The organism is Arthrobacter zhaoxinii (assembly GCF_025244925.1).
In the GTDB taxonomy this organism is placed as follows: Bacteria; Actinomycetota; Actinomycetes; order Actinomycetales; family Micrococcaceae; genus Arthrobacter_B; species Arthrobacter_B zhaoxinii.
On sequence record NZ_CP104275.1, the window covers coordinates 711010 to 726523 of the forward strand.

The window sequence follows — 15514 nt, forward strand, 5'->3', positions numbered from 1 at the left end:
ACCCGCATGATCACCACCCCCATCACCCCGTCCTTGGTCCGCGGTGCCGCGGAACTGGAAACTACCGCCCGCGGTCTGCGGCCGCACCGGCTGCCGGGCTGGGTGCGTACCCGGTTCCCCGATCCGCAGCTGCTCAAGGTGGAAAGCGAGCCGTCCGGCGTCCGGCTGGCGCTGACGACGACGGCGGAGGTCCTGGCGGTTGTGACGCACCCGTCCCGGGTGGTTTACCGGGGTGCCGACCGGCCCCGGGGCAGTGTTGACTTGGTAGTTGACGGGAAGTTGCTCGAGAGCGACGAGCTCACCGGTGGCGACTACGTCGAGGTGGATATGTCGACCGGGGCCGCGACTCCTTTTGAGGGTCCGTCGCATACCAGCGTCTTCCGGCTGCCGGCGGGTGAAAAGGTTGTGGAGGTCTGGCTGCCGCACAACGAATCTGTCGAACTCGTCGAGATGCGTTCGGACGCTCCTGTGACACCGTATTCCTCGGGCAAACCCGTCTGGCTGCACCACGGCAGCTCGATCAGCCACGGCTCGAATGCCGCCACGCCGTCCTCTATCTGGCCGGTGGTTGCGGCGCAGCTCGGCGGCTTCGAGCTTCATAATCTTGGTCTGGGCGGCAGTGCCCTTGTTGACCCGTTCACGGCGCAGGTGATGCGCGATACCCCGGCCGATCTGATCAGCGTGAAGCTGGGCATCAACGTGGTGAACATGGATTCCATGCGGCTGCGGGCCTTTGTGCCTGCGGTGCACGGTTTCCTCGACACCATCCGCGAGGGACATCCGGAGACACCTCTGATGCTGATCTCGCCCATCTTCTGCGGTATCCACGAGGACACTCCGGGGCCCGGCGCCTTTGACCCGGCGTCGTTCGGCACGGATCAGGTGAAGTTCATTGCGACAGGCTCGCCGGAGGGCGTGGCTGCGGGTCAGCTGACGCTGCGGGTGATCCGCGAGGCGTTGGAGTCACTCGTGGAACGGCGGGCGGACGATCCGAATCTGCACTTCCTGGACGGCCTGAGTCTCTACGGTGCCGAGGACGCTGAGGAGCATCCGCTGCCCGACGCGCTCCATCCGGACACCGCTACGCACCGGATGATCGGGGAGCGGTTTGCTGAGTATGCGTTCGCGCCGGAGGGGCCGTTCGGGGTGCGCTGAACCGGTGGTTTAGGAACGTAATAGGCATTATGTGTCCGAAATACTGACGATATGCGGCAATAAATCGAAAGACGTTCCTATGCTCGCTGCATCACTGGTGCCGCAAGTCACCTTGTCCAAGAACGCATAGACTGTTAAGGCAATTGGGCAGTTACCCGATAGCTACATGGGGAAACTGCACTGACGCTTGAAGTTCCGCCCGCCTGATTCTGGGCGTGCTCACAGCATTCGAATCTGCCGAATCCCTTGTTCCAGTTATCACAGAAACAAGGAGACCAGCATGGCAAACGAAGCAGAATCTCGGGCGAACATCGATGGCGGCAGCGACGAAGGATCACCCGGCACGGGCCCGGACACGACGGAGAGCGTCAGCGCACCCGCGGAAGGTGAAGGACTGGCACCTGAACAGCCCTGGACAAGAATCTGCCCTAAATGCAGCGTGCAGAATTCGATTCCTGGTGACTACTGCCCCAATTGCGGCGCCTCGTACAACCGCAAACGTACCCGGCTGAGCAAGAAAACCATGGCGATTATCCTGGCGTTGGTACTTGTCCTCGGCGCCGGCACAGCGATTGCGCTCTCCGTGCAGCATTCGCAGGAGGTCGCTGCGCAGGAAGAAGCTGACCGGAAAGCGTCAGAAGCTGCGGAAAAGGCTGCAGCCGAACAAAAGAAGTTGCAAGAGGCCGCTGAAGCGAAAGCAGAGGCTCAACGAGCGTTGCGCGCACTCATAGTTGACGGTTTGGAAGAAGCGGTGCAGAAAGACGCCACGGAGCGCGTAGATGCTGGGCGGCTGGACGGACCCATCCAGCGCACCGAGTGCACGCCCCTGGGCGGAGGATCCGTTGACGACCTCACTGCTATAACAGGAACATTTGAATGCATTGCGGTCAACGAGAAGAAGGAGAACGGATCCGAAAGCGGATACGTATTCTCGGCTACCGTCAATTGGGATGCAGCCAGCTACAGCTGGCACCTCGGTCGGTAGCGTCTGCTTCAGGGCTACTGGCTGGGAACCGGAGCTCCCAGCTCCGCCAGCATCTCCCGCAGTCGTACGCCTCCACTGCTTTGAGCTTCATCGTCTGTGAGGCGCTTACCCAGATCCCGCAGGGTTTCCCGCAGGGACCGCTCGGATTCGGTCAATGCTCCTTCGTAGCCCTCGGCCAAAAGGTACGAATGGCTGTCTGTGGACAGGGCTACGAGAAGATCCAGGAAGATTTCGAGGGTCCGTCCTGCCGCGGTACTGGTTTCCTCACCCATAGGGACCACATTGAGTTGGGAAACCATCCGCCGGTCCAGGGGATCCGCGGACAGCATCAGCGCCGTCGCGGATCCATCCTCTGTCTGGGGTTCCGGAGGAAGGGCACGCTTAACGTCGTGCAGGATCTCGTGGAAGTGGTCATCAGCAAGGCCGAAGCCGACGAACAGGATGTGCTGCGTCATGAGGGTGGCTTTCACCAGGGCCGAGAGCGCGTTGCGTGATGCGTTGAAACCAAGATAATCGTCGCGGGTGAGGACGATCGAGTCAGGGTTCGTCACCGAACCATGCAGTTTCAGCAGCCAGTCGTCGTTCTCCCCGCCGCCGTCAGGAATCACCGACCGAGGGACGCCGGCGTCGTTCGAAGCGAATTCAAAAAGTTCGTCATAGTTGAGGGTGATTGCCTCCCGGCTGCCCAGACTGGCGAGGAGAGCCGGTGCCAAACCGTAGCGTTTCAGCTCCACCAGGTCGGCGATGGCCTGATTGAAACTCCGACCGCCCACTTCGGAGCGTTCCTCATAAATAGAGCGAAGAATGCCGGCCTGGTCCAGATGCCCGCGCTTCTTGAGTGACTTACATTCATCGTCTGACAGCTGCGCCGCTGTCGCCAGGCGGGCGAGGAGAGCGTCCCAGCTCGGGGCACCGGCACTCATGCTGACGCCCGCGCCCATGAAGGGAACAAGCTTGCCGTCCCGGGCATGCGCGCCTAATCGTGCAGCGTGCTCCTGCAGCTCCCGATCGAGGGGTTTCCACCAGTCCGGCTGACGCTTCCGAAGCTCCTGGGCGAACGCGAAGTCCTTTTCATTTGTGAGGACCAGCGCTACGTCGACGTCGAACTCGGCCGCCTCACGGCGCGCTTCCTGGAGAAGCCGCTGGATCACGTCGCCGCGCACCAGTCCTGCCCCGCCGCCGCCGGTACCGAAAAGCGGCATGGCCAGCAAGGGAACGGGACGGGACGGGTCGCCGTTCGCAGCCCGCCGGCGTCGTTCACATTGCTCCGCTGCGACTCGAATGAATTCACGCAACGGTGGAACCAGATCCTCGACCGAGGAAATGCCGTAATACGGAACAGCAGTGAGGACCGGCAGGGGTTCCCCGGCAGGCCAGGAGTCGAGAGGCTGCGCTAGCTTGGCCCCGCTGGAGAAATCGACATCCCTGCTGCTGGCTATCACTGCTTCCAGCCTGGGGAGTGCCTCCCGCCAGTGCCCTGCAACGCTGTAGGTGCGATCGGTCGGAAGCAGCCATGCATCGCAAGCGAAGTTGGTCAGGCTGCCTTTGGTCACGAAGACGTGTGATTCCCCCATATGAAATTCCTACCACGGCCGGCCCCTGGTCCACGTATTGGTGGGCCCAGAGGCCGGTTCGGCCCGAATTATGCGGAGGGTCGATCCGCCGCCTCCGCAGCCAACAGCTCCCTGAACGCCGGATTCGGATGTGCGTTCGGGAGTGCGCGTCGCACCCGTTCCAGCGCTTCCAGCGGAGTCGTATCCGTGGCTCGGGCGCCGTAGAGCGCGGCAACCGTCGGCGTCCGCGACTCAGCCCGCACACAGTGCAGCAGCACCTTCTTGCCCTCGGCGCGGAAACGTTCGACGGCGGCGGCAGCCTCCTGCAGCACGTAGCCGGCGTAGGCATTGGAATCCGCGGCAGCCGAATCCACCAGCCAGAACGTCGCATGGTTCTCCGGCGCGATACCGGGGACGTCCGTCGTTCCCAGCCGGCACAGCGAAACCACCGCATCAATGCCCAGTTCGGCAGTCCTGGCCACAGCGCCCACGCCGCCGAGCCAGACGCCGTCGTCGTCGGGGTGCTGGACCAGAACATCGGTCCTGTTCCACGAGCTGTAATCGTGGTGCTCGGCCCGCGGCCACTCCTGCGCGCGACGTCCCGTTCCGGAAGCGAGTTCGACGCCGAGCGTCATCAGGTCGTGCGCCCGCAGCCCCGGCCAGCCGTGCAGGTTGCGGCGCCATTCAAACGGAACGGCAGAGTAGCCGTAGGCGGCGCCCAGCAGGGAGCCGGCGATGGCGGCCACCGTGTCGGTGTCACGGCCGCCGCGGACCGCCTCTTCCAGTCCGGTCCGCAGGTGGTCGGGGCCGGATGCTTTGCGCGTGGTGGCGATGGCGCTCCACGCGCCCTGGAGCGCTTCCACCACCCAGCCGTTCTTCGTGAAGTCGCGGGGCCGGGAGCGTTCGGCGGTTTCGATCCGCTCCAACCACAGTGCGGCACGGTCCGACGGCAGCAGGGGCAGGCCGGTGCGGATTTCCAGCTTTCCGGTCAGGACGGCGTCGCGGATGGCGACGCACCACAGGCCGCAGGCGTCCTGGGCGTCGTCTTCGACGTGGGTCAACGTGCTGAGCACGCCGGCCGCCTCCATGAGGTCGGCGGGCTCCCGGTCCAGATAGGCCAGGGCCAGGGGAGCGGTGCGCATGAGGGAGCCGTTGCCGGCGCTGCGGCCTGCGCGGTTGTGGAACTCCTGCGCGGCACGGGTGAAATCGTCGGCCGTCGGGTCGGTCCGGCCGTCGTCGCTGGCGATGCGGCGGGCGCGGGCGACGACGTTGCTGGTCTGCGCGCCGACGTCCTTTGCATCACGGGCCCAGGCGGTCCAGGCGCGGACCACTGACGTCAGTGCTTCCGGTGTGGTTCCGGCGTCGAGGAATGCTTCGGCGATGGGGATGGCCATAGAGGTGTCGTCGGTCCATTCGGCCGGATCGAACCCGAATGGGCCGCCGCCCTTCATGGTGACCTCGGTGCCGTCCGGCAGCGGGGCGCCGAATTCGTAGCCGGCGCCGAGGGCATCTCCGGCGGCGAGGGCGACGAGGACACCGGCGGCGCGGTGGTTCTGCTGTGAGTTCAGGTTCATAGGGCCTCCAAAAGGGCGAATGGGCGAAGCGACGATTTTGCGCATTTCTGCGCTAACTGTTTCCAGTATGCACGCCTTGCACCTTTTGCGCAATACTGAGATAAATGGTTCCATGAACAAACCTCTGGGCACATCCTCCCTGCTTGCCTATCCGCGGCCCTCGGTGGCGGTGGATACCGCTGTCCTGACCGTGGCCCGGGGGAGTATCTGCGTACTCCTGGTGAGCAGGCAGGTCCATGGTTCGCCCGGGTGGGCGCTGCCGGGAACGTTCCTTCACGAACGCGAGACCCTGGCCCAGGCCGTCCTGCGGAGCCTGCGGGAGAAGGCCGGAGTGGAGGGACGGGTGCCCCAGCAACTGCACGTCTTTGATGACCCGGAACGCGACGACCGGGGCTGGGTCCTGTCCGTGGCGCATGTCGACGCCGTTCCGCTCCGAGCGCTGGAGTCGGCTTTGGTGTCCGACGCCGTCCGGCTGTCTTCGGTCACGGAGGATCGGGAGCTGATCGCCGGGCTTCCGTACGGGCAAGCGGAGATGGTGGACAAGGCTGTGCAGTGGCTTCGGATTGCTTACCGGGACACTCCCGATCCTGGTGGTCTGTTGGAAGAGCCCTTTACGCTGAAGGATTTGCGCGACGTGCACGAGGCCGTGGCGGGAGAGCCGCTGATGCGTGACACCTTCCGGCGGCAAATGGAACCGAAGCTGGTCGGTACCGGACTGATGTCCGACGGTACGCGGGGGCGGCCGTCGCGGTTGTGGCGGCGCAGGGGAGAAGACCCTAATCCACGAATAGACCTAACCAACTAATGAGCAGCGCGCCTTGACGGAATGGTGTGCTGCGACCCGGATAATGAGGACTTTCGTGTAGCGAGATGAAGGGCCGTGATGCAACAGGCAGAAGAGGGAACCATTGGTTACGCTCAGGTTAATGCGTTGTCATGGCGGGTCGCCAGCGAGCTGGCTAGAAGGGATCCCTCCGTTTTCGTAGGACTAACGGGATACGGTGGCGGTGCATCCCATGCTGATGCTCTTATGCTCACCAACGGCGGTGGCATCCGTTATGACGCGAGGCGTATGGGTAGTGGGTTTTCCGCATGCGTCAACCACGGCGACCATTTGATGATCCCCTGGGAAAGAGCACTTCAAATGCGTAGTGCACGGGATATCGCGATAGCTCTCGAGAGGTCCGCCGGTGTCCATCTACCTTCCAAGGCACCCGCCACCAGCGGACGCGCTCTGGGGTATCGGCTTATTGCGTCAATTTTGGAGATGACGCTGGGCGACCGCCGGTCTTGGCAGGTATACGAGACTGAAGGGGGACCTCTTGCTGGGCCCCGCGAGGGGGTGCTCGCCCGCCTGCAGAACTACGAAGACACTCGATGGATTCTGCGGCGCGATGAGGAGCCAGTGGCGACCGTGGACAATTTTGGTTTCCTCAAACTCGACGCGAAGGTCGTTGACTTGAGCGCCAGATACCAAGAGCTAAATCGGAGCATTTTCGCGCTGACCATGGATGTCTTTGGTGGTCTGCTCCCCTAATTCCCTGGTCCGGGCCTAGCCCAATTGCGGAGGTGCCGTGGCGGCGTGCCATTCCATAAAGTCCGGATCGGAACACGCTCGTCCATAACGCAGGCCGTGAATGACCGCTGCCGTGGCAGCCACAGCGCCGGACCGTTGGCTGTACCAGTTGGGGCAGTCCTCGTCCGGAGGGTTCCAGCCGGCTTCGCGCAGAATGTCTCCGTGCAGCGGCCATGTGTCGCCCGGGAGGTAGGTGTTGGAGACTATCTCGCACCAGTAGTAATCGTCTTCCCGGGCGACCTGGGCGTAGGGAGAGACAGCGTCTTCGATTTCCTGTCCGTACTCAATGGACACAAAGTCCCCATCCTTGAGCCACTTGATTTCTTCGTGGATGGATTCGTGGAAGGCGTCCCAGGTTTTGTCCTTCATCCAATCTCCTTTCGTTCACCGTCTGGTGAAGAACTAGTTACCGGTGGCCGGAACCCAGTAGTTGAAGGTGCTCTGGTCGCCACGTAGTTTGCGCGGAGTGCGGTGACCATACGGTCCGATCACCCGTTCGAAAAGTTCCCCTTCGAGAATCGGTTTGACCTGAAAACCTCTCCGACCGCCGTCTGACTCCCACGTTCCCGGGACGATCTCGAATAGTGCCCGGGTCACCCCGCGGTGAACGGCAACTACATGATGGATCTGGTCGCGTTCCACGCGTTCCTGGCTAATCTTCCACCAGCACCGAACAGAGTCGGCGACCTGGTCCATTTCAGCTATGAGGTTTTCCCTGTTGAACCACGCGGCCTTGAAGCCGTGCCCTCTCCGCATGCTGCCGCCGGGGGTATCAAGTGGTTCGTCCTGCCAGTTTTTGAGAGTAATGAGAAGTAAGGGTCCAGTCTCAACACCCAGCTCAGGTGCTGCGAACTCGGCTATCAAGCTGTCCAAAGTGCGGATGCCGTGCCCGGAGTTCGCCTCTCGACGGGCGTTGGTCAGTTGGTCGCCGGCTTCCAACGGACCAGTGGGCTGAGGAGAGGCGAGACGGAAACTTATCAGCAGATCAATCGCAGCTGCTTCTACTGCCGTGTACTCGTTGCCCATGCCGTAGCGGAGAATCCAGATCTGCGGTTCGAATCCCTGTTGACGAATGCTCTGAATACGCTGGATTTTCCGAGAGTGTTCGGCATCCGGCTCATCCGTCTTGGCAGTTAGAGCTTCTGCCTCCAAACCATGGGCCAGCATCCTGCTTCCCGATCCCTTACCCACATAGAAAGGCTCGTTGCTCGTCGGGTCAACCAAGAGATAGACGTAGTTACCGACCAAGGACGCAACCTGCTCAATGATTCTGGGCTCGTGTTTGGCCTGAGTGGTGCTGATCATATCTCCCCATTTATATTGACACTTTTGTACTTAAAACGAGCTGGTATAGGTGGTCTTGCCCTAGCTGGAAAGCGAGCGTTCGTACGCCCAGATGGCGTGGTCCAATTCCGTGGGCGTGGCATCAAGGCGGTCCGCAACCTTATGCAGGAGGGACCGCGCTTCGGTTGATGCCAGTTCCCGGCCGAGTCCTCTGTTCACGAAGCGAAGAATCCATCGGTCTGCCTTCACTCCCGGCTTACCGAGCAGCATGCCGAAGTAGTCCCAGGTCACCGGGCCGAGGCCGTGGACGCATGTGTAGGCCCGTTTCTGGGCAGGGTCGTGCGGATCGAGGTCTGCGGCCGACTTCACTCCGAGAGCCAGTAGATTCCCGGCGGCTTCAACGATCGCCGATGCTTTGGTGCGTCCGCTGACCTTCTGGTCATTGAGGACAGCCTGCAGCTCCTCGGGATCACTGCCGGCCAGCCGCGCCAGATCATTCGGTCGGTCGGTGCCGACTGCCTTTCGGTAGCGGGAGACCGCACCGCGCACACCGTTCTCCGGCGTCCCGTACTGAGCGGCGATGCTCAGTACGGCGTCGATCAGAGCGGCTTCGATTTGCTCCGGCCAGCCGCCGGGCCAAGGCTTCCATGTGTCGCGGGGAAGCTCAGCCTGGACGAATTCAACCAGAGTGGAGATGTCAGATTCAGACAAGGTATTTCCTTTTTCATAGGGGTGTTCGAGGAACCCGGGATCGGCTAGGAGTTTGGACTTACCGTCGAAGATTCGCAAAGGGCAGCTGGCCGTAGGCCACGAAGAACTCTTCCAGTAGCTCGTCCTCCACGACCTTGGCGGACCGGTCGGTTACTGGAAGCCATGCGATACGCAGTTCCCGAGAGTTTGAGAGCTGCCATATGTACCGCCCGCCCCAGTGGCCGACCGGTAGGCCCTGGCCGAACTTAGCGAACTCGCCGATCCGCTTTCGCAGGCCGCGGGTGCCGCTCGTACCCGCATCGGCTTTGCCGATATATATCGTCGGGGCATCCCACAACCGGCCCTTCAGCTTGGCAGGATCATCCGTCGGATCCTTGCCTTTGAACCATCCGCCCACGCTGGTGTCGAACACCTCGTGCGCACTGTTCGTGCTCCGCAGCACTGAGTAGACACCGGGTTCGCGGGGAACAGTCGACAGATCGAGATCACCGAATGCCTTAAAGCCGGTAAACCCCCGCCCTCTCAAATCCGTCTCATCGAATGCAGTTCCATCAACCACGCGTCCTCCTCAGGACTTCGGCACCGCTGGCGCGGCAGAAAATCAACACCAGTTCACTGACCTCTTCCCCGCTGATCCGGCCGATCATCTTCGCGTAGGTGCCCAGTTGCCGCCAGTACGCAGCCAGCTGCTCCTCGTGCACGCTGATATCGGTCTTGAAATCGGCGACCACCAGGCTGCCGTCCTCCTCCCGGTACATCAGGTCGATGATGCCCTCCACGGTGTGGCCCGCCTCGGGCACCATGATCGGCAGCTCCAGCCAGTGCTCGCGTTCGGCAGCCCGCCGGACAGGCGCACTCTCCAGGGCAGAACGGGCGGACGCCTCGAGATCGGCAGCGTTGCGCAGGCCCGCGCTTGCAGCGACGTCGGCCGCCAGAACGGGAAGCGACGGCGACAGCTCCAGATCCGTGAGTTCGAGCAGACGGTGCAGTGCGGTACCGAACACCCTCCCGTGTTCCTCCGGGCCGGCGAACCTGGGAAGCACGTCCTCAACCCCCGCCGGAGCGTAGAAGGCCTCAGCGGCCCCATAATCCGTCGTTACCCCTGCACGTTTGCCCTTCGCGAGTGCGGTGACCGAGGTCCGGGACACCCGCGCCGATTCCGCGGCCCAGCCGGTGCTCGAAGCCAGCCAGGCCCCAAATTCGGGCACCGGATCCGCCGAGGTCCGGGCTTTGGGTAGAGGCAGGAGTTCTTCCGGCAGCTCCAGACTCGGTGCTCGCTCGACGTTGTTGACCCCTTCCAAAAGACCGCTGAGGCTGCTCGAGGACCCGTTGTAATGAGACACCACCAAGTGGCTTTCGGCCCGGGTGCAGGCAACGTAGAGCAGCCGGCGGCGCTCGGCCTCCGCGAACTCCTTCTCCACCGCGTCAGCGTCGGCATAACCGTGCGTCTCTATGCCCTTGAGGAAACGGACAAAAACGTTGCCGGCGTCGTCCCACAACGCGGGCGCAGACGACGCCTTCGGAGCGGATCCGGCGCCCGCCAGAACCACCATCGGGAATTCCAGGCCCTTGGAGGCATGGATGGTCATGATCCGCACGGCCTGCATATCGGTCTCGGGGACCATGGCCTCCTTGACGCGGGCGTTCTCCTCCTGCTGGGAGGCGGCCCAAACGAGGTAGTCCCGCAGCCCGCCGTGGGTTGCCTCGGACCAGGCACGCGCCTGATCAATGACAAACCGGATCCGACGCCACACGTCGCGGTAGCGCGGCGTATCGGTTGCCGCCTCCAGCACCCGCCGGTCCGCAGCGATGCGCTCGATCAGCTCCGCAGGGGAGAGCAGCGGCAGTTGCCGATGCAGGGCGGCCAGATAGCCCAGGGCTTTCCCCACAGGGGAGTCCTCCTGTCCCTCGGGAGCCGGTGCATACAGGTTCCACGCCCCGCCGGACTGCTTCCACCGGAAGAGATCGTCGTCACCGCTGGCAAACAGCGCCGAGCGCAGCGCCAGCACCAGTGCCGCCTGGTCGGCGGTGTTCGCCAGCGTCCGCAGCGCCAGCAGCAGATCGGTCACCTCCTGCGTGGCGTAGACCAGCGAGGAGGCTTCGGCCCGGTATTCGATACCGGCGGCATCGAGGGCATCCTCCAGATAAGGCAGGGCAGTGCGGGTGGGCAGGAGGATGCAGACATCCTGCAGCTCGAGCGTCCGTCGGGCAAACCCTTCCTTATTGCCGGCTTGATGCTGCCACGCCGGCACTCCGCCGGTGCCGGTGGCCAGCCGGATCGCGGCGGCGACGTCGGCCGCTTCCTGCCGATTCCGGTCCGCCGCACTCACCTTTCCGTTCTCGCCGGGAGTAGCGCCGTCGCGGCCGAGCACGACGACGGCGGGTCCGTTGTCGTCGTTCCATACCGGCCGGGCAGGGTCCGGCACCAAGTCGGCGTATTCCGGCTGGACTGTTCCGTTGCCTTCGATCAGTTCGCCGAAGACAGCGTTGATCCAGTCAAGCAGCGTTGTTCCGGAACGGAAGTTGGTCTGCAGGGTAGCCACCTCGGACCCTGGATCCGCGACGGCGCGGCCCCGGGTGGAGAGGAACGTGGCGATATCGGCCCGCCGGAAGCGGTAGATGGACTGCTTCGGATCACCGACCATAAACAGGCGCCCCGGTGCCACTGGAAGGTCTTCCCAGCCGTCGGTGCCGCAGCTGAAGTCCGCGGCCAACCGGACCGCGATCTCGGCCTGGACGGGGTCGGTGTCCTGGAATTCGTCGAGCATGAGGTGGGTGTAGCGCCGGTGCAGGGGCAGGCGTGCGGAGGCATCGGCTTCCGTCTCGCCCACCAGCAGATCGCGGGCGTGGACGAGCAGGTCGTGGTACTCGAGCTCGCCACTGCGTTGCCGCACCTTCGCAGCAGCGAGGAGGACTTCGGCCAGGACCGCGCTGACCGTGTTTACGGCCGGGGACACCTGTCCGGCGGTAAGCGCATCCCGTTCTTCGACCAAGGCGAGGAACTGCTGCTGGACGCTTTTGACGTCGCCGCCCCAGTTACCCTGTTTGCCAACGGAATAGCCTTTTGCGGGCAGGCTCTTCAGCACGTCGATGATGCGGCCCAGATCCCCGGACCCGCGGACCTCCTGCAGCCGGGCCCGCCACTCCTCGACAATGGGGAAGCGGCCCATGAGCTTGTCCGCGGGGTCGGTGCAGTCCTTCTTCCGCTCGAGGACGAGCTCGGCGGCACGCAGCAGCGGTCCGACATCGAGCACCGGAACGGTCTGCCGCTGCGGAGGGTGGGTCCGCAGCCGGTCCCAGTTGCTGTCCAGCGCAGCGGCTACCTTCCGCAGCTGGTCCAGGGTGACGCCGACGGCGAGCAGCACCCGTAGTGCGGTGTCGGCCGACGGGTCGGTGAACAGCGCATGCTGGGCGTCTTCCCACCGGCGTTCGAAAGCGATCTGGGAGCGGAGTTCGTCCACCACGGTGATCAGCGGCGGCACCCCGGCCTCGATGGGGTATTCGCTGATCAGCCGGGCGGCGAAGGAGTGGATGGTGCCGATGGGTGCGGCGTCCAGCCGGTCCAGCGCAGTGTTCCGCCGTTCGGTCTCGACGGCGTCCAGTCCGTAGGTCTTGCCCAGTTCGCGGCGCAGCCGGTCCCGGAGTTCACCGGCGGCCTTCTCAGTGAAGGTGATGGCTGCAATCCCGCCGATGTCGACGCCGCCGTCCACCAGGGCGGCGATGCGTCCGACCAGGGCGTGGGTCTTGCCGCTGCCGGCACCGGCCTCGACGAAGACGGTGGTGTCCAGGGCGGTGCCGATGAGGTGCCGGTCGTCGTCGTCCTTGAGCGCCGGCTTGGCGGGGGAGGTCTTCGGCTGGCTCATTTTTCCTCCTGGAAGAAGCGGGAATAGTCGCTGAGGGCGGGGGCGTCCTTGAGCCGCTCCCAGGTGTGCCGCACGCCGGCGGCGCCCATCAGGGTGGTGTGGTTGGTGTACCCATGACCCTCCGGCTGGGGCTTCGGCGGGAACACCCCGGACTGCAGGGCCGCCATGACCAGTCCGGCGTCCTCGCGGAGTCGGGTTTCGACGTCGGCCCCCACCTCGTAGCCGACCCGTTCGTACTTCCCGTCGGCGGTGATGAACCGGTATTCGGCCCGGACCTCCGCCCCGGGGTCCGCTGAGAAGCGCCGGGCGAACAGGCCGTAGACCGGCAGCTGGAACCGGGTGCCGCCGGCGGTGGGATCCTCGCGGGTCAGCTTCTTATACTTGTCCGCCTTGCCGGTCTTGTAGTCAATGACAAGCACCTGGCCGCTGGAATGCCGGTCCACGCGGTCCACCTTGCCTCGGAAGCGGACGGTGCTGCCGTTGGGCAGGTCCAGTTCCACCGACGGTTCGCCGTCCTCGGCGCCGAACTCGGCTTCCACCGCGAGGTGCTGCCAGTCGTTCTCGCGTGCCTGCTGGTCCGAATCGTGGACCTTCTGCAGGTCGGTGCGGATCCGGGATTTGTCCCGGTCCCAGGTGTGCAGCAGCCAGGCCGGATTGGTGGTGGCCTGGAACGCTGCTTCGGCGATTTCCAGCAGCCGCTCGGAAGACACTGTCTGGCTGCCGTCGGTCAGGCCGCGGACGTAGTCCTCCAGCGCCTGGTGCATCAGGTTGCCGCGCTGCAGGTTGCTGATCTGGACCTCTAGGGTGACGTCCTCGAACAGTTCGGCCTTCAGGACGCGGCGCAGAAAGTAGGCCAGCGGGCTGATGACCCAGTCCTCGAGGTTGGTGGGGGAGATGGGTTTCTGGGGATCGATGATGGAACCGGACACTCCGGTGAGGTTGCCGTTGAAGCGGGAGAAGGTCCCATTCCGGCGATCCGCCCGGACCTTGGACACGGCGTCCAGCACGGGATCGCCGGCCAGAGATCCGGTGCCCAGAAGGTGGCGGACACGCCACTCCTGCCCCGTGGCAGCCACGCCCGTGGGGGAGCCGTGCATCAGGCCGTGCGCGAAGGAGGGCAGATGCCGGACCTTTGTCCCTGCCAGCCAGCGCGAGGGCTGCAGGGTCCCGCCGGCGCGCAGGTTGCCGCGGGGAAACAGGATGGTGCGTTCGACGCCGGTGGCCAGCAGGCGCTGGAACTGGTCCTTCCGTGCGGCGGCACGCTCGTGGATGGTCGGCAGCTTCATCGCGAGCAGGTGGCCGGTGCTGTCGGGGAGCAGCGGGTTTTCCCGGACGCGGGCGGGGGCGAGCCCGTCCGCCGCACCGGTGAGGAAGACGACGTCGAGGTCCCGGCCCACGCCGTCGTCGTACGAGCCCAGGACCACGCCGGTGCCGCTGCTGCCGGTCCAGAACCGACGGGCCTCGATACCGCGGGCGACGGCGGCGCGTACCGCAGCGGCGGTGGGCGCCGGGGCGATCCCGTGCAGCAGTTCGAGGTCGCGGATCACGTCCCGGACTGATTCGCGGGCCTTGCCGAGTTCCGGGCGTTCCGTCGCGGCTCGGGGCCCGAGGAATTCAATGAAGAAGTCCGTCAGGCTGCCCGCAGCCTCCGTCCAGGTCCGGGCGGTAAATACCTCGGCCAGACGTTCCCCCAGGACCGCGATGAACCCAGTGAACTGGGCGTAGTCCTGCTGCCGCTTCTGCTCTGCTTCCGTTGGTTCGCGGTCCTCGTCCACGTCCTCCTGATCAGCCGGGGGAGAGGCGTGCAGGCGCTCGCAGACGGCGCTGCTGGGCAGGCTTTCCTCCTGCCAGTGCAGGACGCCCTGCGCCATGACATCCAGGAGTACCCGGACATCGGGGTTCGCCGGGTCGAGGCTGAGGAGATTCACCAGCCCGCGGGCCAGACGGGTGTCGGCCAGGCCGTGGGCGGACGGGCCGACAAAGGTGACGCCGGCTTCGCAGAGGCGTTGAGCCAGCAGGGTGCGGTACGGCTCGGCGGCGGAATAGAAGACGCCGATGCGGTGGCCGGGAGTGCCTGCTGCCAGCTTTTCGATGACCAGGCGGACGACGGCGCGTGCTTCGTCATCGGCGTCGGAGGCACTCAGGATCTGTTCACCCGGGACGGGGTAGGACGCTGCAGTGAGGTAGACGGTGCCTGCGTACTGTTCCAGCGCGGCACGGAACGCTGCGGCGGACGGGTCCTGCTCGTCGGCGAGCTGGAAACCGATCGCCGGGCCAAGGCGCCTGCGCATCCCCGGCGTCTGCAGGGCGTCGGCGGCAGCGGAGTAGAGGTCATGGCTGGTGTACCAGCCGTCCCCAAGGATCCCGGCGGCGGCACGATGGACGCGGGCGACTTCGCCCACCAGCGGCGACAGTCCGGTCACGTCGTCGGGACAGGTTGCATCCAATGCTGCGGAGGTCGCGGCGATCGCGCGTGCGGTGGCCGGTTGGTCGGACACCTCGGCAAACAGCCCGGGCGCTTCGGCCAGGACTGCGGTGACGGCGCCTTCGCGGACCATGACCGGGAGCGGTGCGCGGCCGGACAGTCGGCCATCTGTGGCCGCGATTTCCTCGGCCAGATCAGCCAGCGTGGTGGTGCGGATGGCGGCGCTGCCGCGGCCGTCGTTGAGGACCCTGCCCAGATAGTGGGACAGGTCCAGGGCGGAGGTGCGGCTGGGTGCGATCACTGTGACCGGCTGCAGCGGCCGGCCTCCTTGGGCACTTGCGACGGCATCGGCTAGAGCCTGCAGTGCTTCGGGCGTGCTGGTGTACGG

General features: G+C 64.7%; 12 protein-coding genes. 4 read left to right on the forward strand and 8 right to left on the reverse strand.

The features are described from left to right. The first annotated feature begins 6 nt into the window (after nt 1–6). Nucleotides 7–1155, forward strand: a complete 1149-nt coding sequence (locus N2K95_RS03335; RefSeq protein ID WP_260652907.1) for a GDSL-type esterase/lipase family protein — start codon at nt 7–9, stop codon at nt 1153–1155. Nucleotides 1156–1435: 280 nt separating this feature from the next. Beyond that, nucleotides 1436–2140, forward strand: coding sequence for a hypothetical protein (locus tag N2K95_RS03340; protein ID WP_260652908.1), 705 nt, complete (start codon nt 1436–1438; stop codon nt 2138–2140). 14 nt (nt 2141–2154) lie between these two features. Here the strand turns inward: N2K95_RS03340 and N2K95_RS03345 are convergent, their stop codons facing one another. Continuing rightward, the gene (locus N2K95_RS03345) at nt 2155–3714 is read right to left on the reverse strand and encodes an SIR2 family NAD-dependent protein deacylase (protein WP_260652909.1); all 1560 of its coding nucleotides are present in this window, start codon (nt 3712–3714) and stop codon (nt 2155–2157) included. A 68-nt stretch (nt 3715–3782) separates the two neighbouring features. After that, nucleotides 3783–5267, reverse strand: coding sequence for an ADP-ribosylglycohydrolase family protein (locus tag N2K95_RS03350; RefSeq protein ID WP_260652910.1), 1485 nt, complete (start codon nt 5265–5267; stop codon nt 3783–3785). A 112-nt stretch (nt 5268–5379) separates the two neighbouring features. On the opposite strand from N2K95_RS03350, the gene N2K95_RS03355 reads away from it, so the two are divergent. Beyond that, nucleotides 5380–6072: an NUDIX hydrolase gene (locus tag N2K95_RS03355; RefSeq protein WP_260652911.1), complete on the forward strand. Its 693-nt coding sequence runs from the start codon at nt 5380–5382 to the stop codon at nt 6070–6072. Between the two features lie 78 nt (nt 6073–6150). Then, on the forward strand, nt 6151–6804 hold the full coding sequence (locus tag N2K95_RS16310) for a TY-Chap2 family putative peptide chaperone (RefSeq protein ID WP_407080112.1): 654 nt from the start codon (nt 6151–6153) through the stop codon (nt 6802–6804). 15 nt (nt 6805–6819) lie between these two features. On the opposite strand, the gene N2K95_RS03365 is transcribed toward N2K95_RS16310, so the two are convergent. The 6 genes from N2K95_RS03365 to N2K95_RS03390 are packed head-to-tail and all read right to left on the reverse strand — an operon-like array spanning nt 6820 to nt 15427. After that, nucleotides 6820–7212 carry a TY-Chap domain-containing protein gene (locus N2K95_RS03365; RefSeq protein ID WP_260652913.1) on the reverse strand — a complete coding sequence of 131 codons (393 nt, stop codon included), beginning with the start codon at nt 7210–7212 and terminating at the stop codon, nt 6820–6822. 33 nt (nt 7213–7245) lie between these two features. After that, complete coding sequence (locus N2K95_RS03370; protein WP_260652914.1) at nt 7246–8148, reverse strand: GIY-YIG nuclease family protein; 903 nt, start codon at nt 8146–8148, stop codon at nt 7246–7248. A gap of 60 nt (nt 8149–8208) precedes the next feature. Further along, nucleotides 8209–8838 (reverse strand): hypothetical protein, encoded by a 630-nt coding sequence (locus N2K95_RS03375; protein ID WP_260652915.1) that lies wholly within the window; start codon nt 8836–8838, stop codon nt 8209–8211. 58 nt (nt 8839–8896) lie between these two features. Further along, the gene (locus tag N2K95_RS03380) at nt 8897–9397 is read right to left on the reverse strand and encodes a hypothetical protein (RefSeq protein WP_260652916.1); all 501 of its coding nucleotides are present in this window, start codon (nt 9395–9397) and stop codon (nt 8897–8899) included. After that, entirely contained in the window at nt 9390–12701 is a 3312-nt protein-coding gene (locus tag N2K95_RS03385) for a UvrD-helicase domain-containing protein (protein ID WP_260652917.1), read from the reverse strand. Before N2K95_RS03385 ends, N2K95_RS03380 begins: the two co-directional genes overlap by 8 nt. Beyond that, nucleotides 12698–15427 carry a PD-(D/E)XK nuclease family protein gene (locus N2K95_RS03390; protein ID WP_260652918.1) on the reverse strand — a complete coding sequence of 910 codons (2730 nt, stop codon included), beginning with the start codon at nt 15425–15427 and terminating at the stop codon, nt 12698–12700. Before N2K95_RS03390 ends, N2K95_RS03385 begins: the two co-directional genes overlap by 4 nt. Nucleotides 15428–15514: the final 87 nt, after the last annotated feature.

Coding starts and splice junctions, on each gene's coding strand:
- N2K95_RS03340 (WP_260652908.1), top strand. CDS start 1,436: ATGGCAAACGAAGCAGAATCTCGGGCGAACATCGATGGCGGCAGCGAC.
- N2K95_RS03350 (WP_260652910.1), bottom strand. CDS start 5,267: ATGAACCTGAACTCACAGCAGAACCACCGCGCCGCCGGTGTCCTCGTC.
- N2K95_RS03335 (WP_260652907.1), top strand. CDS start 7: ATGATCACCACCCCCATCACCCCGTCCTTGGTCCGCGGTGCCGCGGAA.
- N2K95_RS03355 (WP_260652911.1), top strand. CDS start 5,380: ATGAACAAACCTCTGGGCACATCCTCCCTGCTTGCCTATCCGCGGCCC.
- N2K95_RS03385 (WP_260652917.1), bottom strand. CDS start 12,701: ATGAGCCAGCCGAAGACCTCCCCCGCCAAGCCGGCGCTCAAGGACGAC.
- N2K95_RS03365 (WP_260652913.1), bottom strand. CDS start 7,212: ATGAAGGACAAAACCTGGGACGCCTTCCACGAATCCATCCACGAAGAA.
- N2K95_RS16310 (WP_407080112.1), top strand. CDS start 6,151: ATGCAACAGGCAGAAGAGGGAACCATTGGTTACGCTCAGGTTAATGCG.
- N2K95_RS03345 (WP_260652909.1), bottom strand. CDS start 3,714: ATGGGGGAATCACACGTCTTCGTGACCAAAGGCAGCCTGACCAACTTC.
- N2K95_RS03370 (WP_260652914.1), bottom strand. CDS start 8,148: ATGATCAGCACCACTCAGGCCAAACACGAGCCCAGAATCATTGAGCAG.